The sequence below is a fragment of the Hymenobacter persicinus genome (assembly GCF_004167665.1).
GTDB classification, from domain to species: Bacteria; Bacteroidota; Bacteroidia; order Cytophagales; family Hymenobacteraceae; genus Hymenobacter; species Hymenobacter persicinus.
In genome coordinates this window covers 11458-31032 of sequence record NZ_SEWE01000049.1, presented here as the reverse complement: position 1 = coordinate 31032, position 19575 = coordinate 11458, and the positions used below count along the sequence as shown (strand labels likewise).

18 protein-coding genes are annotated in these 19575 nt (G+C 63.3%); 8 read left to right on the top strand and 10 right to left on the bottom strand.

From position 1 onward, the window contains the following. Window positions 1-1101 (bottom strand): MFS transporter (locus EWM57_RS17750; RefSeq protein WP_165370565.1); only part of this gene is annotated, 1101 nt, incomplete at its 3' end. Window positions 1102-1353: 252 nt separating this feature from the next. Between EWM57_RS17750 and EWM57_RS17745 the strand changes: the two genes are divergently transcribed. Next, entirely contained in the window at window positions 1354-2121 is a 768-nt protein-coding gene (locus tag EWM57_RS17745; protein ID WP_129922519.1) for a sulfite exporter TauE/SafE family protein, read from the top strand. Between the two features lie 269 nt (window positions 2122-2390). Here the strand turns inward: EWM57_RS17745 and EWM57_RS17740 are convergent, their stop codons facing one another. Further along, window positions 2391-2888 (bottom strand): hypothetical protein, encoded by a 498-nt coding sequence (locus tag EWM57_RS17740; protein ID WP_129922517.1) that lies wholly within the window; start codon window positions 2886-2888, stop codon window positions 2391-2393. 210 nt (window positions 2889-3098) lie between these two features. On the opposite strand from EWM57_RS17740, the gene EWM57_RS17735 reads away from it, so the two are divergent. The 6 genes from EWM57_RS17735 to EWM57_RS17710 all read left to right on the top strand — a co-directional run bounded on the left by EWM57_RS17735 (window position 3099) and on the right by EWM57_RS17710 (window position 7595). Further along, window positions 3099-4136: an SDR family NAD(P)-dependent oxidoreductase gene (locus tag EWM57_RS17735; protein ID WP_129922515.1), complete on the top strand. Its 1038-nt coding sequence runs from the start codon at window positions 3099-3101 to the stop codon at window positions 4134-4136. 215 nt (window positions 4137-4351) lie between these two features. Continuing rightward, complete coding sequence (locus EWM57_RS17730; protein ID WP_129922513.1) at window positions 4352-5110, top strand: prolipoprotein diacylglyceryl transferase; 759 nt, start codon at window positions 4352-4354, stop codon at window positions 5108-5110. A 21-nt stretch (window positions 5111-5131) separates the two neighbouring features. Next, window positions 5132-5593 carry a hypothetical protein gene (locus EWM57_RS17725; protein ID WP_129922511.1) on the top strand — a complete coding sequence of 154 codons (462 nt, stop codon included), beginning with the start codon at window positions 5132-5134 and terminating at the stop codon, window positions 5591-5593. A gap of 15 nt (window positions 5594-5608) precedes the next feature. Then, window positions 5609-7006: a radical SAM protein gene (locus EWM57_RS17720; protein WP_129922509.1), complete on the top strand. Its 1398-nt coding sequence runs from the start codon at window positions 5609-5611 to the stop codon at window positions 7004-7006. Continuing rightward, window positions 7006-7266: a hypothetical protein gene (locus EWM57_RS17715; RefSeq protein ID WP_129922507.1), complete on the top strand. Its 261-nt coding sequence runs from the start codon at window positions 7006-7008 to the stop codon at window positions 7264-7266. The genes EWM57_RS17720 and EWM57_RS17715 overlap by 1 nt, the downstream gene beginning before the upstream one ends. A 26-nt stretch (window positions 7267-7292) precedes the next feature. Beyond that, a complete protein-coding gene (locus EWM57_RS17710) occupies window positions 7293-7595 on the top strand; it encodes a hypothetical protein (protein WP_129922505.1) in 303 nt (100 codons plus the stop codon). Window positions 7596-7688: 93 nt separating this feature from the next. Here the strand turns inward: EWM57_RS17710 and EWM57_RS17705 are convergent, their stop codons facing one another. The 6 genes from EWM57_RS17705 to EWM57_RS17680 all read right to left on the bottom strand — a co-directional run bounded on the left by EWM57_RS17705 (window position 7689) and on the right by EWM57_RS17680 (window position 15445). Then, on the bottom strand, window positions 7689-8204 hold the full coding sequence (locus tag EWM57_RS17705; RefSeq protein ID WP_165370564.1) for a hypothetical protein: 516 nt from the start codon (window positions 8202-8204) through the stop codon (window positions 7689-7691). Window positions 8205-8500: 296 nt separating this feature from the next. Next, a complete protein-coding gene (gene mutM / locus EWM57_RS17700) occupies window positions 8501-9331 on the bottom strand; it encodes a DNA-formamidopyrimidine glycosylase (protein ID WP_129922501.1) in 831 nt (276 codons plus the stop codon). 252 nt (window positions 9332-9583) lie between these two features. Further along, window positions 9584-10450, bottom strand: coding sequence for a M48 family metalloprotease (locus EWM57_RS17695; RefSeq protein ID WP_129922499.1), 867 nt, complete (start codon window positions 10448-10450; stop codon window positions 9584-9586). 198 nt (window positions 10451-10648) lie between these two features. After that, window positions 10649-12442, bottom strand: a complete 1794-nt coding sequence (locus tag EWM57_RS17690; protein ID WP_129922497.1) for an ABC transporter ATP-binding protein — start codon at window positions 12440-12442, stop codon at window positions 10649-10651. 148 nt (window positions 12443-12590) lie between these two features. Beyond that, a complete protein-coding gene (locus EWM57_RS17685; RefSeq protein WP_129922496.1) occupies window positions 12591-12935 on the bottom strand; it encodes an STAS domain-containing protein in 345 nt (114 codons plus the stop codon). A gap of 341 nt (window positions 12936-13276) precedes the next feature. After that, window positions 13277-15445, bottom strand: coding sequence for a hypothetical protein (locus tag EWM57_RS17680; protein ID WP_129922494.1), 2169 nt, complete (start codon window positions 15443-15445; stop codon window positions 13277-13279). A gap of 321 nt (window positions 15446-15766) precedes the next feature. Between EWM57_RS17680 and EWM57_RS17675 the strand changes: the two genes are divergently transcribed. Then, on the top strand, window positions 15767-16315 hold the full coding sequence (locus EWM57_RS17675; RefSeq protein ID WP_129922492.1) for an RNA polymerase sigma factor: 549 nt from the start codon (window positions 15767-15769) through the stop codon (window positions 16313-16315). Window positions 16316-16346: 31 nt separating this feature from the next. Here the strand turns inward: EWM57_RS17675 and EWM57_RS17670 are convergent, their stop codons facing one another. Continuing rightward, the gene (locus tag EWM57_RS17670) at window positions 16347-17387 is read right to left on the bottom strand and encodes a response regulator (RefSeq protein WP_129922490.1); all 1041 of its coding nucleotides are present in this window, start codon (window positions 17385-17387) and stop codon (window positions 16347-16349) included. After that, window positions 17384-19390, bottom strand: a complete 2007-nt coding sequence (locus tag EWM57_RS17665; protein ID WP_129922488.1) for a sensor histidine kinase — start codon at window positions 19388-19390, stop codon at window positions 17384-17386. Before EWM57_RS17665 ends, EWM57_RS17670 begins: the two co-directional genes overlap by 4 nt. Window positions 19391-19575 lie beyond the last annotated feature (185 nt).

Here is a 19575-nt window from a genome sequence, read left to right as displayed (position 1 = left end):
CAGCCCGCCGCCCAGCATCCAGCGCTTGTAGTGGCCGTAGCGCGACACCATACGGCCGGCTAGCATCGAGCCCATCACGACGCCCATCGACAGCGGAATCAGACTCACGCCGGCCCGGGTGGCAGTGGTGCCCAGCACGTTGATCATGAACACGGGCTCGAAGATGACGATGCTCAGAAACGAGCCGCCGAGCAGGAAAACGGCTAGGATGGCGGGCCGGAACACCCGGTTGCGAAACAGCGTCAGGTCCAGAATCGGGTTGGGGGAGCGCAGGGAGCGAATTACGAATAGTGTGAGCGAGGCCGCCGCCGTCGCCAGCAGCCCCAGCGTGGGCCCGGACAGCCAGCCGTACTGGGTTTTATTGAGCTGCAGGGCAAGAATAAGCGGCACCAAGCCCGCCATCAGCAGCAGGGCGGCCACGTAGTCGAGGACTTGGCGGGGGCCGCGAGGCTTGAGCTTGGGCATGCGCGAGAGGATAAACCAGAGCGCCAGCAGGCCCAGGGGCAGATTCACGTAGAACACCAGCCGCCAGCCCGCAATGCCCGGGATCAGGCCCGTGCCGTGGTCGGTGAGCAGGCCACCCAGAAAGGGGCCCAGCACCGACGAGGTGCCGAACGTGGCACCCACAAACCCCTGGTAACGACCCCGCTCGGCGGGCGGAAACAGGTCGGCAATGACGATGAAAGCCATGGCAAACAGCCCGGCTCCGCCCAAGCCCTGCACGGCCCGGAAAATAATCAGCTGGCTCATCCCGTCGCCCAGCACCGGCAGGGTGCCAAACTCACCGGCCAGACCGCACAACGCCGAGCCGAACAGAAACACCAGGATGGCGGTGACCTCAATGGCCCGGCGCGAGTACATGTCGGCCAGCTTGCCGTAGACCGGCACCAGCGTGGTGCTGGCCACCAAATAGGCCGTGGCCACCCAGGTCAGGCGGTCGAAGCCGTGCAGGTCGGCCACAATGCGGGGCAGGGCCGTGGCGACAATGGTCTGGTCGAGGGAGCCCAGAAACAGCGCCAGCAGCACCCCAGCCAGGGTCATCAGCTTGGTGCGCTTGGTGAGGCTGGGAGCCGGGCCGGTGAGGGTGGGAGCAGGGGACATGGGGCGGGAAAAGCGGCAAAAGGGCCGCTGCGAAGGTACGCGTCTTTGCCGGAGGTGCTGCCGTCGAGGCGCCTTTTATCCCACTCGGGCGCGGCTCCGGGCTATGCTCCCGCACCGTGTAGCGGCGGCCTCGTCCCTTTTGGCTGCCAAGGCCGCCGCTTTCCGCCGCAGGCTTACACCTTTTCGCTGCGGTAGCGCGGCCCCCGGGCAGGTGGCTGCTATCTTCGCCCCGCTTTTTGAACTGCTTTGCCTATGCTCACCACCACGCTTCTGCTGCTGTGCCTGTTCGCCTTCCTGGCCGGCTTCATCGATTCCATCGTGGGTGGGGGCGGGCTGATTCAGCTGCCGGCCATGCTGCTGCTGCTCAAGGGCGTGCCGGTGCCGACCATTCTGGGTACGGGCAAGGTGTCGTCGTTGGCGGGCACGTCGGCGGCTTTGCGGCGCTACGCCGGACGGGTCCCGATTCGGTGGCGGGCCGTGGGCGCCTCGGCCATTACGGCGGCCCTGTTTTCGTTTTTCGGGGCTCGGGTGGTGAGTTTGCTGCCTGGGGCGCTGCTGCGGCCCATGGTGCTGGGGCTGCTGGTCGTCATTGCTATTTACACCTTCTGGCGCAAGGATTTCGGCGCCCTGCACGCCCCGCGCCTGCCCGCCAACCGGGAGCCACTCTACGGCATGGCCATCGGGGTGGTGCTGGGCTTCTACGACGGATTTTTCGGCCCCGGCACCGGCAGCTTCCTGCTGTTTGCCTTCGTGGGCTTGTTCGGCTACGATTTCTTGACGGCCTCGGCCTCCGCCAAGCTCGTAAACGTGGCCACCAACGTGGCTGGCGTGGCCTACTTCGCCTTCACCCACCAGATTCTCTACCAGGTAGCCCTGCCCATGGCCGCCTGCAACATGGCCGGCTCGGCCCTGGGCGCCAAAGTAGCCCTGCAGCGCGGCACGGGCTTCGTCCGCATCTTGTTCCTGGTCGTCGTCTGCGGCATCATCCTCAAGCTGGGCTACGATACGGTGGGGTGGTGAAGTGGTGAGTTTGACGTTCGGCTGGCGCTTACTCCTAGCTCGTCATTGCGAGGCCAACGCGAAGCAATCCGTCCCGGACAACGAGCCAAGCCTCATAAAGAGAAAAGCCCCGACGTATGCCAACGTCGGGGCTTTTTGCTGATCTGATAAGGAGTGGTTTGCGGAGGACGGATTACTTCGTCTCTGCTTGATGCGCAGAATGCTCGCAATGACAGGCGGGGCGGTACCGCGCCAGCCGAACGACAACTCACCCGTTCACCATCTCCCCGCTACTCCCCCAGGCCCGGGACGGCGTTGCCCTGGCTGGCGGGGGCCGCTTGGATGCCCATTTTTTCTTCGCGCGTGCGCTGGTAGCGGGCAAACTGGTCGGGGGTGAGGACGTCCTTCAGGCCCGCGAGGCGCGACTGGCCGATGTCGTCAATGACGGAGTTGAGCTTGCGCAAGTCGGTGCGGTACTGCAGGCGGGCCGTTTCCACGTTGCGCACGCTGGTCACGTTGATCTGCTGCACTTTCTCGGCCTGGGCAGGCGTCAGGTTCAGAGCCTGGCGCATGTTGGCGGTCAGGGCCGTGGCTTTGGCTTCGACTTTCTCGGTTGGGGGCGTGGGCACGGGCCGGGGCGCGGCGGCTGGCGCGGCCGGAGCTTTGGTTTTGGTTTTCACCGTGGCGGAGGCCGTTTCGGTCTTGGTCTTGGTTTTCACCGGGGTGGTCTGGGCCTGGGCGGCGGTGGCGGCCAGCAGGGAAAAGGCGGCAAGCAGGGTGGTTTTCATAAGTGGCAGCAAAGGAAAAAACGGGGAGAAGCGGCGGCGCCAAAAGGGGCGGGGCGGCCACCGCGGGGTGGTTTGGGTGCGTAAATATGGTGCCAAAATGCACAGCCCGCAGTCTGTAACGCCCGGGGGCCGCTATTTCATTCAGCCGCCCCGAAAAAACTGCCCGCCCCGGGACGTAACCTTTCCGGCCCGGTTTCCTTACATAGGGGCATGAAGCGAGAAACTCGAAACACCTGGCTGGCCGCGGCGGGAGCCGGCGCCCTGCTGGCCGCCGCCACGCTGTTTGCCAACCGCCGCGGCTCCTACGACCTCAACGGCCGCGTGGTGCTCATCACCGGCGGTTCCCGCGGCCTGGGCCTGGTACTGGCCCGGCAGGCCGTGGCCGAAGGCGCCCGGGTGGCCATCTGCGCCCGCGACGCCGACGAACTCGAGCGGGCCCGCCAGGATCTGCTGAGCCTGGGCGCCGCCGATGCCGACGTTATCACGCTCAGCCACGACATCACCAGCGAGTCGGAAGTGCGGGCCATGGTGGCGGAGGTCGAGCGGCGGCTGGGGCCGGTGGACGTGCTGGTCAATAACGCCGGCATCATCCTCGGCGGCCCGCTCGAAAACATGGATCTGCGCGACTACGAGGAATCCATGGCCCTGCACTTCTGGGCCCCGCTGCACGCCATGATGGCCGTGCTGCCCAGCATGCGCCGCCGCGGGGCCGGCCGCATCGTCAACATCTCGTCGTTGGGCGGCAAGGTCGCCTTGCCCCACCTGATGCCCTATAGCGCCAGCAAGTTTGCCCTAGTGGGCTTGTCGGAAGGCTTCCGCGCCGAGCTTGCCCAGTACGATATCAGCGTGACAACCGTCTGCCCCGGTTTGATGCGCACCGGCAGCCCGGGCCACGCTCTGGTGAAGGGTCAGCAGCAGAAGGAATACGCCTGGTTTAGCGTGGCTGACTCCCTGCCGGGCCTGACCATGAGTGCCGAGCAGGCCTCCCGCCAGATCTGGAACGCCTGCCGCCGCGGCGACGGGGAAGTGATTCTGTCGTTGCCGGCCAAGCTGCTGGCAGCCTTCCACGGCCTGCTGCCCGGCACCACCACCGACCTGCTGGCCTGGCTGAACCGCGCCCTGCCCGCCACCGGGGAAAGCGCCGCCGCCAACGTGCGCCGCACCGGCTACGACAGCGAGTCGGAAATCACCCAGTCCCCGCTAACGGCCCTGACTCGCAAAGCGGCCCGCCAGAACAACGAGGAATAGAGTCGTTTTTGGGTAGGTGGTTTCTGGTTTTTAGTCCCGGTAATGAGCCCACCTGCCACTAGCGACCTTGGCGTCTGCTACGGCTAAATTAAGCTAAATAAAGCCCTTTGTCCGGCGCGACGAAGGGCTTTGTGTTTTCTCAAACCTTCCGTACTTGTCGGCTGACTAGCCAAGCGCGCTGACCTAAAACCAGAAACCACCCACTAAAACCCAACGTGACTTACCCCGTCCACCTAGCCTTGGGGCCGCTGGTGCTGCCGGTGCACATGTTGCTGGAAGTGCTGGCCTACTCGTTGGGCTACCGCTATTACCAGCACCTGCGCGCCCGCACCACCGACCGGATTTCCGACGAGCACCGCCTCTGGATTTTTGTGGGTTGCGCGGCCGGGGCGCTGCTGGGCTCCCGGGTGTTGGGCTTGCTGGAGCACCCGGCGCTGCTGGCCCACCCGCCCGGCGGCTGGCTGTACTATTTCACCAACAAAACCATCGTCGGCGGCCTGCTGGGTGGCTTGGTCGGGGTAGAGCTGACCAAGAAACACCTCGGCGTGACGGCCTCCAGCGGCGACCTGATGGTCTTCCCGATTATCGTAGCCATGGTCATCGGTCGGCTGGGCTGCCACTTCGCCGGCCTCGAAGACGGCACCTTCGGCACGACCACTGCGCTACCCTGGGCCATCGACTTCGGCGACGGAGTGCTGCGCCACCCCACCAACCTCTACGAAATCGGCTGGCTGCTCGTGCTGGGCCTGGCGCTGTGGCTTACGGAGCGCCGTCGGCCCCTGCCCGAGGGCTGGCGGTTCCGGCTGTTTATGGCCGGCTACCTGCTGTTCCGGCTTCTGGTGGAGTTTATCAAGCCCACGCCCGCGCCCAGCGGCTGGGGGCTTACGGCCATTCAGTGGGCCTGCGTGGCGGGGCTGGGGTATTATGGGTGGCTGTGGGGGCGGGACTCAACTAAAACTATCTTGCAGAACTAAGCCACAGATATTATCAGTAACATGTCATATCAGGTAATTACTCGTGCCGAACGAATCAACCTATTTCTTAAAGAATACTACTTCGGTAATTCTACATGGACAAACTCGGTGCGAATAGTGGGCGGGCCTCTGGTTATTGGCTGTGGAGTTTACCTGTATCCAAGCTCACTCCATTTTGCGGTGGGCTACGGGGGCTTCTGCCTGGTATATGGTATCTATTATCTTCTGAAGCCAGCCGTAATTATCCTTGTGCGGCCCGCTCTATTCCAGACAGCCGAATTCGACCTGCACCTAGATACCGAAGTCTTGACAGTGCAGGAAAGGGGAGTGAAGGTGACTGTCCGGTATGATTCATTTAAAAGTATTCGGCAGCAGTCCGAGTACTATGCGGTGAAGCTGCCAGAAAAAATGACCATCCACTTCAGGAAAAGCCAGCTAACCGAACAGGAACAAGCTACTTTAAACCAGCATCTCACCGCCTAACTCCCTTCTGCTTCCATGCCCGAACGTCCCTATACCTACTACGACTTCACCCTGAGCTTGTGCCCGCACTGCCTGCGGCGGGTGGAGGCCAAAATCGTCTTTGAGGACGGCGGCGTGTACATGCTCAAGCGCTGCCCCGACCACGGCCGGCAGCGGGTGCTCATTGCCACCGACATCGAGTACTACAAGAGCATCCGCAACTACGTCAAGCCCAGCGAAACCCCGCGCCGCTTCAACACCGCCACCCACTACGGCTGCCCCTACGACTGCGGCCTCTGCGCCGACCACGAGCAGCACTCGTGCCTGACGGTGATTGAAATAACGGACCGCTGCAACCTGACCTGTCCCACCTGCTACGCCGAAAGCAGCCCCCACCACGGCCGGCACCGCACCCTGGCGGAGGTTGAGGCCATGGTGGACGTACTGGTCGAGAACGAGGGTGAGCCCGACGTGGTGCAGATTTCGGGCGGGGAGCCCACCCTGCACCCGCAGTTCTGGGAGATTCTGGATATGTGCAAGCGCAAGCCCATCAAGCACCTGATGGTGAACACCAACGGCGTGCGCCTGGCCAAGGACGAAGCCTTCGTGGCCCGGCTGGCTACCTACGAGGGCGCCTTCGAGGTATACCTGCAGTTCGACTCGTTTAAAAAGGAAGCCCTGGAAAGCCTGCGCGGCCGCGACCTGCGCGACGTGCGCCAGCAGGCCCTAGCGCACCTCAACAAGTACAACCTGAGCACCACGCTGGTCGTGACCCTGCAAAAGGGCCTCAACGACGACGAAATGGGCGCCGTTATCGACTTTGCCCTGCAGCAGCGCTGCGTGCGGGGCGTCACGTTTCAGCCCACCCAGGCCGCCGGCCGCCTCGCCAACTTCGACCCCGCCACCGACCGCCTCACGCTCACCGAAACCCGCCAGCGCATCATCGACCAGAGCCTGTTTACGGCCGCCGACCTGCTGCCCGTGCCCTGCAACCCCGACGCGCTGGTGATGGGCTACGCGCTCAAGCTCGAGGGCCAGGTATTTCCGCTCACCCGCTACGTGCAGCCCGCCGACCTGCTGCAGAGCGGGGGCAACACCATCGTGTACGAGCACGACCCGCGCCTGCGCCAGCACCTGCTCAAGCTGTTCAGCACCGCCAACACCGTCGATACCGTGACGCCGGAGCTCAACCAGCTGTTGTGCTGCCTGCCCAACATTCAGGCCCCTAACCTGCGCTACGAAAACCTGTTCCGGGTTATCATCCTGCAATTCATGGACGCCTGGAACTTCGACGTGCGGGCCGTGAAAAAGTCTTGCGTCCACATCGTTTCGAAGGATCTGAAGATTATTCCCTTCGAGACGATGAACCTGTTTTACCGCGACCCGGAAAAGCTGACCCGGCTGGCCGAGCTGCGGGAAAAATCCGTGCTCTGATGGAAGAGAACCCGAAGCCCCGAAGCTACTTTGGCCGCATTGTGGGGGCAAACCTGGCCGTGGTACTGCTGCTGCACAGTGCCCGGACGCTGCTGCCCCCTGATTCGGGCATTTTCCTGATCCTGTTTGCGCTGGCCTTCATCAATGCGGTTATGGGAATGCTGTTCTCCTCCCAAGGGCAAAGCGACAATGGGTTTGCCTGCCTGGTATCGGCCTTTGTAATCTTTCTAGTGGGTGTCAGCAACTGCGCCCAGTCCTGAGTGTAAAACGCTAACTTTTAGGTGCTATGGAACCTGTCTCGCCCAAACCCACCAACCATATTCTGCGCAACAACCTGCTGGGCGTACTGGCCGCGGCGGTGGTGCTGGGGGCGCTGGTGCCGAGTACGCGGGGCGGCAGTGCCATTCCCTTCGCCATGGTCTACGGGTTGCAGGTAGTAGTCAACCTGGCCTTGGGCGTGTTCCGGCTGGTGAGTTCCAAGCCGGGTGCGAGTGCCGCCCCGTATTTTCTCAGTGCCCTGCTGGTGCTCATTATCGGCTTCGGGGCCTGTAGCGTGATGATACTGGGCGGACTTAGCACAATGAACTAAACCGGCCGGTGTACAACTTCGCGGAAAAACGCAAAAAGGCCTCCCGGCGCCGGGAGGCCTTTTTGATGAATTTGAACGGTGGTAAGGCGGAAACTAGTGCGAGTACACGCTCGAATACGTGGTCGGAGCGGCACCGTTGGCACCGGCTTCGGTGCGGTTCAGGCGCAGCGTGGTGGCCGTGAGTTCGGCGACGGCAAAGCGGCGCACGGTGTTTTCCCGGGTGATGGTCAGCGAATCGCCCTGCTCGCTGAGCTTCCAGGTGCCGGTGAGCAGCTGGGGAGCTTCGGGGCGAACTTTCAGGCCGCCTTCGTTGATGCTGTATTCACCACCGGCGGCGTACGTAAACACGTTGTCGCGGACGGCAGGCTTCAGGCGAGCCAGCAGGCTCACGGTAGCCGTTTCTTTCGAGGCGGCCGAAGCAGCCGTCGTGGTGGTCATGTCGGTCAGGCGCCACGGGCTGGCAGAGAGCAGCTCGCTTTTCGATTGACCCTGGGTTGCGGCGGCATTGGCCTGATCAGCAGGCTTTACTTGCTCCAGCTCTTTCTGGCACGAGGCCAACGACAGGGAGGCTGCGGCAGCAAGGCCGAGCAAAACGGACATTTTCTTCATGGGAACGAATAGGGTGAATGAAACTTGACGCGGAAACGCGTCGGCGCCGTGAGGCATGAGCAATTACTTTTCCAACAACACTGTACTTCCCCGCACCTTGCTTGGTAGTCGAGGTCCTAACTCAAAGGTAAATAACATAGTTCGGAATATCGCGGAAAAAGACAATTATTCAAACATTTTATGGAGAAAGTTACACTTGATAAATCAAACATAAGATTTTGTGCTTCAGGCTAGTTGTAAATGAATAAACCCGCGTAACGATATCGAAACGCGGGTTTTTGATATAGTGAATAGTATTATTCTTCTGCTTTCGGAGATGCCTGGCAGCGTAGGCACGAATAGGTGGCCCGACCACCAACGTAGGTTTTTGCAATCTGCGTCTTCGGGTGGCGGGGGCAATAGAGGTGCTGCTCCGTATCCGGCGTAGCGGAGGTGTCCCATTCACGGGCATGGATTAGAAAGGAGGCCGGGAAATGGCGGTAAGTAGCCTCGTGGGTGATGGCCGTGGTCAGGACCAGCTGCACGGCCGCGTGCAGGGCCTTGAATTCCTTGGTTGAAAGCGTATTGGCGCGGCGCTCCGGATGAATGCGGGCCTGAAACAGTACTTCGTCCACAATCCAGTTGCCGAGCCCGGCCGTGATGCTCTGGTCGAGCAGCAGGGGTTTGATCATCATTTTCTTGGCGCCCAGCACCTGCTGCAGGTGGGCGGCCGTTACATCCAGCGCATCGGGGCCGAGTTTCTTGGCTTTTTGATACTGGGCCACGCTGTCGGCGAGCCGGATGCGGCCAAACTTGCGCGGGTCAATGAATGCCACCCGCAAGCCGTCGGCGAGGTGCAGGGCTACCCGGGTGAAGCGCGGGGCGTCGTGGTCGTCGCGGTAGGCACCCACGTCGCCGGTCATGCCAAAGTGCAGTACCAGCACGGCGCCACTGGTGAGCTCCAGAAAGCAGTTTTTGCCCACGCGGCGGGTGGCCGTCACCTGCTGGCCCACCACGTTTTTGCGCAGGGTTTCTTCGTCGGTGCCCAGCACGTGGGCGTCGCGCACCTCGAAAGCGGTGATGGGCTGGTGCAGAATGATTTCGTCCAGAAAGCGGCGGTAGGTTTCGACTTCGGGTAGTTCGGGCACGGGTAGCGGAAAAGGGTGGAAAAAACGGGCGGCGGGGCGGAAAATACCGGTCGGCGGCGCCCGTCTACCTTAACAGGAAGCTGGGCCGTGGAGTTGCCGCCGACCAAGATTTTGCCGCTGCCCGCGGGCCCTGGCACGCCCGCGGACTTTAGCGCCCACTAGAGCGGCGCAAACGCAGTAACGCCCTTCCCGCGGAGCCGGAAAGGGCGTTGACTGCGCAAAAAAGAAAGCCGCCGGAAGCGGCAGTCGGGCTTACGAGGGGTCCGAAAGCAGCCCCACCTGCTGACCACGGGTGTTGTACACGCCCCCGTTGGCGCTAACGTAGAGCCGGCGCTCCTGCCCATCCACCAGCACGTAGGGGAAGGCGGCGTTGGTGGAGCGAGTCAGGCGACCCACCAGCTCGGTGGTGCCACTGTCGGCGTCCACGCGCATCACGTTCAGGCGGCTGGTGAGCAGGTAAGCCTCGTCCGGATTGCCGCGAAACGTGATTTTACCCACCACCTTCACCGGCTCGGCCGTGGCCCGCTGGGGTTGGCGGCTGGCCAGCAGCACCGGGGCGGCCGACGGGGCCGCGGTGCGGGTGCTGGCCGCAATCTGGTTGTTGGATTGCTGCCAGCCGGTGCTGATGGCCGTCAGACGGTCGGCGCGGCCGGGGTGCGTGGGCGAGGGCGCGTCATCCGACACGAGGGCCATGGCGGCCTGGGCTTCGGCGAGGCTGGCGCCCATCTTGCGGAGCACGAAGCCCGAGAATTCGTCGGCTTCCAGCTCGTCGGCGGGTTTGCTGCCGCCGGCCAGCAGGGTGTGGCCGTTGAGGTGGTGTCCCATTTCGTGGGCCAGAATGCTGATGCCGGCCCAGTCGGTGCGGCCAGCCCGGTTCACGGCAGCCACAAACTGCGGGTTATACAGCAGGTAGCGGTGCCCGCTGTACACCACGGCGGCAGCGTTCTGCACGGCTGTGGTAGCGCGCAGGTCGAAGCGGGGCTTGAGGCCCACCACGTCGGTGATTTCACGTAGCACGTCGCGGGGCGGGGCAGCCTGGGCTACGGCAGCAGTTTGAAAGGAAAGCAACCCGACAAGCAACAGGCCTGCGGAGCGGCGAAAGATGCGGTGGAAGGGCATAGCAATACGCTTGGAGTGAGAACCGGAAAAGTCAGGAACCGTGCCAAATATGGCTGTCTTATCAACGGCAACGGGCGGGTTTTAGTGCCTTATTATCCTAGAGGCACCCGGACCGGCAAGCGTTGCGATGACCTCCAAAAAAAAGCGTGGCGCCCGATTCGGACGCCACGCTGCAAGCGGGTGAAAATGGGCTTTGGGCTAGGCCTTGGCTAAGCGGCGGGGCGCTTCGGCCGGGGCCGGCCGTTCGCCAATCTGCTGCCGCCACATGGCGTAGTAGAGCCCCTTTTGCGCAAGCAACTCCTCGTGCCGGCCCTGCTCGGCAATGTGGCCCCGCTCCAGTACGAAGATCCGGTCGGCGTGCAGAATGGTGCTCAGGCGGTGGGCAATAAGGATGGTAATGTGCTGGCGCGAACCCGACAGCTCCCGCACCGTGCCGCTGATTTCCTCCTCCGTGAGCGAGTCGAGGGAGGACGTGGCCTCGTCGAACACGAGCAGGGTAGGGCGGCGCAGCAGGGCGCGGGCAATGCTGAGGCGCTGCTTTTCGCCGCCCGACACCTTCACGCCGCCTTCGCCAATCACCGTGTCGAGGCCCAGCGGGGCGCGGGCCAGCAGGCCGTCGGCGGCGGCTTGGTGCAGGGCGCGCAGGCACTGCTCGTCGGTGGCCTGGGGCGCTACGAAAAGTAGGTTTTCGCGGATGGTGCCGGCAAACAGCTGAGTGTCCTGGGTCACGAAGCCGATTTGCTCGCGCAGCAGATCCAGGTCGATGGCGGTGCCGGGGATGCCGTTGTAAAGAATCTGGCCAGAAAGGGGCGGGTAGAGGCCCACCAGCAGCTTGACCAGGGTGGTTTTGCCCGAGCCCGAGGGCCCTACGAAGGCAATGGTTTCGCCCAGGCGGGTTTCAAAGGAGATTCCATCAAGCGCGGAGCTGGCTGCCGACAAGTGCTTGAAATGCACGTCGTTGAAGGCCAGGGTGCGAATCTGGTCGATAACCTGCGGGTGGGCGGGCTTGATTTCCTTGGGCGTGTCGAGAATCTGCTGGTAGTTGGCCAGCGAGGCCTCGGTTTCGCGGTACACGTTGATGATGTTGCCCAGCTCCTGCAGGGGGCCAAAAACGGCGAAGGAGTAAAAGAAGAACGAGATAAACTTGCCAGGCAGAATAATGCCCTGCACCACCAGATACACCAGCATCAGCAGAATCACGTTGCGCATCAAGTTGACGAACGTGCCCTGCACGAAAGACAAGGACCGCAGGTAGCGCACCTTCTTGAGCTCCAGCTTCAGGATTTTGCCGGTGGTAGCGTTCAGGCGCAGCGTTTCCTGCTGGGCCAGCCCCAGGCTTTTGATCAGCTCAATGTTGCGCAGGCTCTCGGTGGTGGAACCGGCCAGGGCTGTGGTTTCGCTCACAATGGTTTTTTGAATCACCTTGATGCGCTTGCTCAGCAAGAAGCTCAGGGAGCCCAGCAGCGGAATGGTCAGGAAGTACACCACGGCAATGGGCCAGTAGACGCTGATGGCATACCACGTAACGAACACAATCCCCACCAGCGAGATAAACAGCACGTTCACGAAGCTCTGAATCAGCTTTTCCACGTCGGTGCGCACTTTCTGGAGCTTGCCTAGCGTTTCGCCCGAGCGTTGGTCCTCAAATACTTGGTAGGGCAGCTCCAAAGAGTGGCGCAGGCCGTCGGAGTACAGCTCGGCGCCCAGCCGCTGGGTGATGACGTTGGTGTAGTAGTCCTGAAAGTTCTTGGCGATGCGCGAGACCATGGCCACGCCCAGGGCTTTAAGAACCAACACGCCGGCTCCGCCCAGCAGAAACTCCCAGAACGTGGGGTGGTGGGCGGTTTTCAGGGCCGGCGAAACGTAGCGGTCAATAATTTGCCCCAGAATGTAGGGGTCGAGCAGGGAGAAAACCTGGTTGATGGCGGCCAGCAGCAAAGCCAGGGCCAGCAGCCCCCAGTAGTGGCGCAGGTAGCTGTAAAGAAGTTTCATACCGAAGTAGGGAGAGAAGGAACAGTAGGAAAGCGCCGAAGCCCGGCGGATGTTTTCCGGGGCGGGACGCGGGAGCAAAGCTGCCGAATAAAAAAGAAGCCGCCGAACCCACGTTCGGCGGCTTGCAAGGAAGCTAAAGCGGGCCTCGCTAAGCAGCGTGGGCCAGGGGGGAAGGAGTAGGCTCGAGCTGAAAGGTGTGCTCGAGCCGGAGCAGCCGCAGGCAGCGGCGCAGCAGGTTCGGCACGTTGAGCAGCAGCACCTGGGCGCCGGCCTGGTGCAGCAGCAGCAGCTGCGACACGAAGTGGGCCACGCCGCGGGTGCGCAGGCAGCGCAGGCACTGACAGTCCACAATCAGGCGGGGCCGGCGCAGGGGCTGGTGGGAGAGAATATTGCGCGCCAGCTCGGGGCAGTTCACCGCATCCAGATCCACCCGGATCAGGTAGGGCGTGAAGTTGAGCTGGGTCGGTTGGGGTTGGGGCAGGAGCTTGTTCATGATACAGGGGCATTAGGCGAAACAAACCGGCGCGGGAGCATAACGTCGGCAAGCAAAGCGGACGCCACCCAGTGGCGTATAGTGCCGCATAATGTAAATATAAGAAGTTCTATTTGACCATGCCAGCGTATTTGCACGGATTCGTCCCGGGAAGAATACGGGTCTTTAGGCTGCGTTACTTGTTGTTATGCTGGAAGTTAGCAGTGTCGGTGCGAAAAAGCTACCCGCGTCCGGGAAAATCCCAAGGCACTGGTGGCAACGCACCATCGGGCGGGTTCCGGCCGTTGCTGAGCGGCAACAGCCCCGCCGCCCGGAGTGCCGGCTAACTCACCATCTCACCGCTAGAGCCGCACGCCGATGCCGGGGCCGAGCAGGAAGAAGGGCTTGCCCTTGGAAAGTAGGTAGCCCCCGCCTAGGTACAGCGGAAACGTGAGCTTGGCCTCGCGGCGGGTAGGGTATACCGAGCCCAGAATCACGACGCCCAGGTCGCGGTTGCCGCCATTTTTGCTCAGGTCGAAAGCGTTCAGGGCCACGAAGCCCGCCCCAATCTTGTAGGGCCGCAGGCGGTTGATTTTCTCGGGGTGGTAAAAGCTCAGCTGCCCCAGCATGGCCAGCGAAATACCCCCAAACGAGGTGTAGCTCGGCTCACCCTTGTACTTGGTCAGCAGGCCGCCGGGAAAGCTCACGTCGATGTCGAACTTGATGCGGCGCTTGAGCACGAGCTCCAGCTTCTGGCTGAAGCCAGCCTCCTGGTACTGGTCCTGCTTGTGCTTGACGGTGATGATAATCGTGCTCCAGTCGTCGAGGTCGTAGGTTTTGCGCGAGTTGAGCAGGTTGTTGAGGCTGATGTTGCCCACCTGGCACTGCTTGTCCTGGTAGAAGGCGGCCCGCACGGAGTTGTCGCCGGGGCAGACCACCACGTTGTCGACGGTGCGCATTTCGATGAGCTCCCCTTTGGCGTTCTGGGTGCGGATGTCGAAGCTCAGGTACTGCTTGCCGTAGAGCTGCTGGTCGGTGTCGATGCCGGTGGGGTTGAAGCTGAACACCACGTCGGAAATAACCCGGCTGTAGAGCACCGGCCCGTTCAGCCGGTTGATAACCCGGGGCCCCTCGCCGAAGTTGACGGCCACGAAATCAAGCGGGTGGGGGCGCTGAAACTCCTTGACCGTGAGGGCGTAGCCCGTGGGCTGACCGGCGTTGAAGATGGTGATGCGGCGCTTGTCGATGGTGAGCGGCACCTGCACGCGGTACACCACCTGGGCCTCGGTGCGCACGCTCGAATCGGAGGGAATCACGGCCAGATCCTCGAAGTGAAACCGGGCTTTCTGCAGCGACTCGCCCTCGAGGCGCACGTCCACGGTTTCGCCCGGGTTCACGGCCAGGCTCGAGCTCCAGTCGCCGCCGCGGTGACGCACCTGCACGGTGCTGATGCTGGTTTTGGGCGAGATGTTGAAGTTGGTGATGTACTTGGCCAGGTCGTTTTCCTTGATGTAGAGGTAGCTGTCGGTCTGGCGGTGGGTGTTGTAGACGCGCAGCCAGCACAGCACCCTATCGTTGGTCAGGTACTGGCGGGTAAAGAGCTCGGCAATCAGGGCCCCGCCGGCTTCCTCCTGGTCTTCGATGCGGTAGGTGCGCTTCAAATCGAAGGTGCGGCCGTTGTCGAGGATGATTTCCACGCCCTTGCGCCGGGACACGTCGTCGAGCGTGATTTCCTTCTTGTCCACGCTCAGAAAGCGCAGCCGGCTGGCCTTGACGGTGAAATCCTGACGCAGCGGGGCCAGGGCGTAGCTGATGCGGCGCCCGTTTTCGACCAGAAACGGCCGCTCGGTCTGGGGCCGCACCGTGAGCGTGCGCGCGCCCAGCACGTTGGGCAGCACCCGCAGCCGCAACTGCCCTTTTTCCTGACTGATGCGGTAGTCGATGTCCTGGCCCTTGGTCCATTCCCCGCTCACGCGGATGTTTTTGGGGTTGTTGCTGGTCAGGTCAAACACTTTCTCCTCGCCCACAAACAGCTCCGTATCGTTAGGCTTAAACTCCAGCGTGGTCCGCGTGACGGGCAGCAGGGGCACGGTCTGCACCAGGGGCGGCTGGCCGGCACTGTCGGCGGCCTGGGTGAAGGTGAGCTGCAGAAAGCGCGCCGCCGTGAGGTCCTTGAACCGAATTTTGGTGCGGTAGTACTGGTCGCCGACGGCCGTCAGGGAGTCGAGCAGCACGAAATCGGCGGTGCGGCGCAACCGTAGCGGGGTGCGGGGCCGCCACACCTGGGGGTAGATGAGCAGCTCGGCCGTTTCGTCGTCCTGGCGGTAGTAGAAATACAGGCTGGGCTCGCCCTGCACCAGCACCGTGTGGCGGCTCAGCGCGTAGCGGGTCGTGTCGGTGCGCAGCAGCAGCTCCCGCAGCAGGGGCGGGGTACCGGGGGCAACTCCCGTCTGGGCTTGAGCAGAAACGGTGACGGCCAGCAGCAGCAAAAACGCGGCGGCCAGCTTTCGGAAAAAGCGAAGGCAGAGCAAGTGACGCAAAACAAGAGGGGAGGGCCGGCGGCCCCAAACAACCACTGGCAAAGGTAGGCCCGCCACCCGCTGCCAGGAAAGGAATCGGCAAAATAAGCTGCCCGCCCCGCCCGGCTGGAATTGACCGTGGTCAAGCCGGGCCGTGACGCCGGTCATTTTATGGCCCTAACCAGGCCCCGACCTTTGTCTGCCCAGCGGGTTAAGCCGGGTTTCGCGGCGGCGTGCTACGAGCGGGCCGGGCCTGGCTCAACCGTAGTGGAGTCCCCGACGGTGCGGGGGCCCCGGCGCCGGTACGCGGATAAGGTAACCTGCCAGCAATTTATGGCCTCAGACAAAGCTCCGAAAGCGACGGAGCAGGAACTTGTGCAACGCCTCTACGCCCGCGACGAAACGGCCATGACGCTGTTTTACGACGCGTACGGCAAGGCGCTGCACAACACCATCTGGCGCATTGTGAAGCAGGAGGAAGTAGCCCAGGACGTGCTGCAGGAAAGCATGGTCAAGATCTGGTTTTCCTTCGCCAGCTACAACCCCGAGCGCGGCCGGCTCTTCACCTGGGCCCTGAACGTGTGCCGCAACGTGGCCATCGACCACATCCGCACCAAGCGCTACCAGGCCGCGGCCCGCACCGAGGAGCTCGACAACAGCGGCGCCCGCCAGCAGCCCGCCCTGCCCACGTTTCAGCCCGACCACATCGGCCTGCGCGAGCTGGTGTCCCAGCTTACGCCCAGCGACCAGCAACTTATCGACCTGCTCTACTTCAACGGCTTCACCCAGGTGGAAGCGGCCGAAGAACTGGAAATTCCGTTGGGCACCGTTAAGTCGCGGGTGCGCCGCGCCATCTGGGCCTTGGCCAAAGCCATCCGCTGATCTGCGCCGGCCCGGTTTCGCGGCAGCACTCCTACACCCGAATGCGGCGCAGCTTTTCCAGGTCGGGAATGATGATGCGGCTGCCGCTGATGTCAATCAGGTGGGCGTCGCGCAGCTTGCTGAGCACCCGGCTGATGGTTTCCTTGGAGGCGCCCACCACCCCGGCCAGGTATTCGCGCGAGACGAGCAGCTCGGGGGGCGCCGCCGCTGGGCCGGGGTGGTAGAGCTGCTGGTAATGAATCAGTGCGTCGGCCAGACGCTTGCGCACCGAGTGGTAGGCTAAGCGCAGCAGCTGCTGCTCCCGGGCCGCCAGATTCTGGGAGAGCAGGGCCGCAAACTGCCGGGCCACGCCCGGATGCTGGGCCAGCAGGGTCCGAAACTCCTGGAGCGGGAAAAAGCTGATCACGCAGTCTTCGAGCGTGCTGGCCGAGTTGGCGTAGGGCATGTCTTCGAGAACGTTGAGGTGTCCTACGTAGTCGCCGGCCCCGCTCAGGCTGGTTACGTACTCGTTGCCGCCCTCGTCGGTTTTAAAGGTCTTGACCTTGCCGCTATGAATGAAATAGACGCCGGCCGGGGCATCGCCCTCCTGGAAGAGCACGGTTCTTTTCTTGTAGGCCCGCATGCGGTGCTCGGCCGTGAGCAGGGCGTGCAGCTCGGCCAGGGAGGGCTCGGCGGCGGCCGGCGGCAGGGGCGGGCGGGCCGAGGATTGCTTTTTGAACCGCAGCTCGACGGCCAGCAGCAACGACTGGCCGTCGAAGGGCTTGGTCAGGTAGTCATCGGCCCCGTTGTTCATGCCCTTGCGGAAATCCTCGAGGTTGGACTTGGCGGTCAGAAACACGAAGGGAATGCCGGCCGTGGTCGGGTCCTGTCCCAGAATGTGCAGCACCCCGTAGCCGTCGAGCTCGGGCATCATGATGTCGCACAGGATCAGGTCGGGGCGCTGCTGGCGGGCGGCGGCCACGCCCTGCTTGCCGTTGGCGGCCTGCACCACCGCGTAGCCGGCCAGGGCCAGAATTTCGGCCGTATTCTCGCGGCCCTGCCGGTTGTCTTCGATGAGCAGAATGGTTTTCATAGGGAGGCGTCGTGCAGGGGCAGGCGCACCACAAAGGTAGAACCCTGCTCAAGTTCACTGCTGAATTCCAGCTGCCCGTGCATGAGCTCCACGTAGCGGCGCACCATGTACAGGCCCAGCCCCGTGCCCTGGATGTGGGCGGCGTTGCCGGCCCGGAAAAAATCGTTGAACACATACTCCTGATCCTCGGGCGGAATGCCGATGCCCGCGTCGCGCACCGTCAGGCGCAGGGCTGCGGGGCTGACTTCAGCCAGCAGCCAGATGTCGGCGTTTTCGGGCGAGTACTTACTGGCGTTGGAAAGCAGGTTGACCAGGATGTGCTTGAGCATGTTGCCGTCGAGCATCACCGGGTCCGGGGTGGCGCTGGCCTCGCAGCGGATATGCTGCCCGGGCAGCAGGGCCGGGCTCAGCTCCTCGAGCACTTCTTCCAGGAAGGCGGGCAGGTTGATTTCGGTACGCCCCGCCGGCGTGGGGGCGGCCGTGAGCGTGTGCAAATGCAGAAAGCCGTTGAGGATGCTGGTCAGGTCGCGCACCGAGGCCTGGATGCGCTGCACGTGCTTGTGATGGTTGGGGGCGTCGAGGGTGCTGAAATAGTGCTCCAGCAGCGAGGTCGAGGTCAGGATGGTGTTCAGGGGCGTGCGAAACTCGTGGGAGGCCAGGGTCACGAAGTTGGCCTTCATCTGGTGGAGCTCCCGCTCCCGGTCCTGGGCCTGCTGGGCCAGCTGCTCGGCGGCGGCCACGGCCTGGGCCTGCAGGGCATCCAGGCGCTGCCGGTCCCGGGCCGACTCGGTTACGTCGAGCACAAACACCAGAATGCCGATGATGCGTTGCTGGGCGTTGTGCAGGGGCTGGTAGGTGAAGGTCAGAAAGTGGCTGTCGAGCTGCCCGGTGGTGGGGTTGAGCAGGCGCACCAGGGTTTCGTGGGCCTGGTAGGTCTGCCCGGTCTGGTACACCTGGTCGAGCCAGGCCACAACGCCTTGCTCCACCACTTCAGGCATCAGCTCGGCCACGGTATAACCCAGCTTCACCCGGCCCCCGGCCAGGGTGTTGTAGCCGGGCGTGGCGTATGAAAACCGGTGTTCGGGCCCCACCAGCGTGGCAATGCCGGCCGGCAGCTGACTCAGAATCTGACTCAGCTGCTGGTCGCGGAGCTGGAGCTGCTGCTGGGTTTCGCGCAGCTCGTGCACGTCGAGCAGGTAGCCGTGGTGGAGCAGCAGCCGCCCTTCGGCGTCCCAGGCCGACACAATTTCGGTCTGGAACCAGCGGTAGTGGCCCTCGGCGCCGCGCAGGCGCAGGTCCATGCGCATGGGGCGGGCCTCGGCTAGGCTGGCCAGCAACTCCTGGCCCACCGGGGCTAGGTCGTCGGGGTGGAGCTGACTGCGCCAGGCCGCATCTACTTCCGACCACGGCCCGCCGGCGGGCTGGCCGGTGTAGGCGTACCACTGCGGACTCACGTAGGAGAGCTTGCCCTCGGCACTCACGGTGAAGGTGATAATGGGCAGGGCCTCGCTGAGGCGGCGCAGGCGCGCGTCGGCGGCCTGCACCTCGCGCTGCAGCTCGTCGGCCCGCCGCCGCTCCTGCACCTGGGCTGTCACGTTGATCAGAAAGGCGAGGATGCCCGTCACTAGTCCCTGGGAATCGCGCAGGGCCTGGTGGGTGATGCTCAAATACAGCTCCTGCCGCACGCCGGTGGCGGGGTCGGTCAGGGCAATGAAGGCTTCGGGGTTGGTCCAGGTTTCTCCCGTGCGGTACACCGTATCGAGCACGTCGATAAAGCCCTGGCCCACGGCTTCGGGAAAGCACTCGGCCACGGTGGCTCCGAGCCGGGCCCGGTGGCCGTTGAGCTGGTCGTAGCCGGCATTGGTAAAGGTGTAGCGGTGCTCGGGCCCGCTGAGCGTGGCAATCATGGCCGGGCTCTGCAACAGAATCTGGCGAAGCTGCCGGTTCTGGTCGGTCAGGTGAGACGCGGAGTCGGGAGCGGGAAGGTCGGCGACGGGGCCCATGCGGGAGAAGGAAGTGAAAGCGGAACTGATGCTTACCGCAGAACCGCCGGCAGGGTTCCGCCGGAAGCCGGCCCGGCAACGTTCCCGATAACGTTTGCATAGAAAAAAGAAAAGCCCGGCCGGGTAGCGGGAAATGTTTCCCCTATCATTAGGTACTGAATCGGGCCGTTATGGCCCGGGCCAGC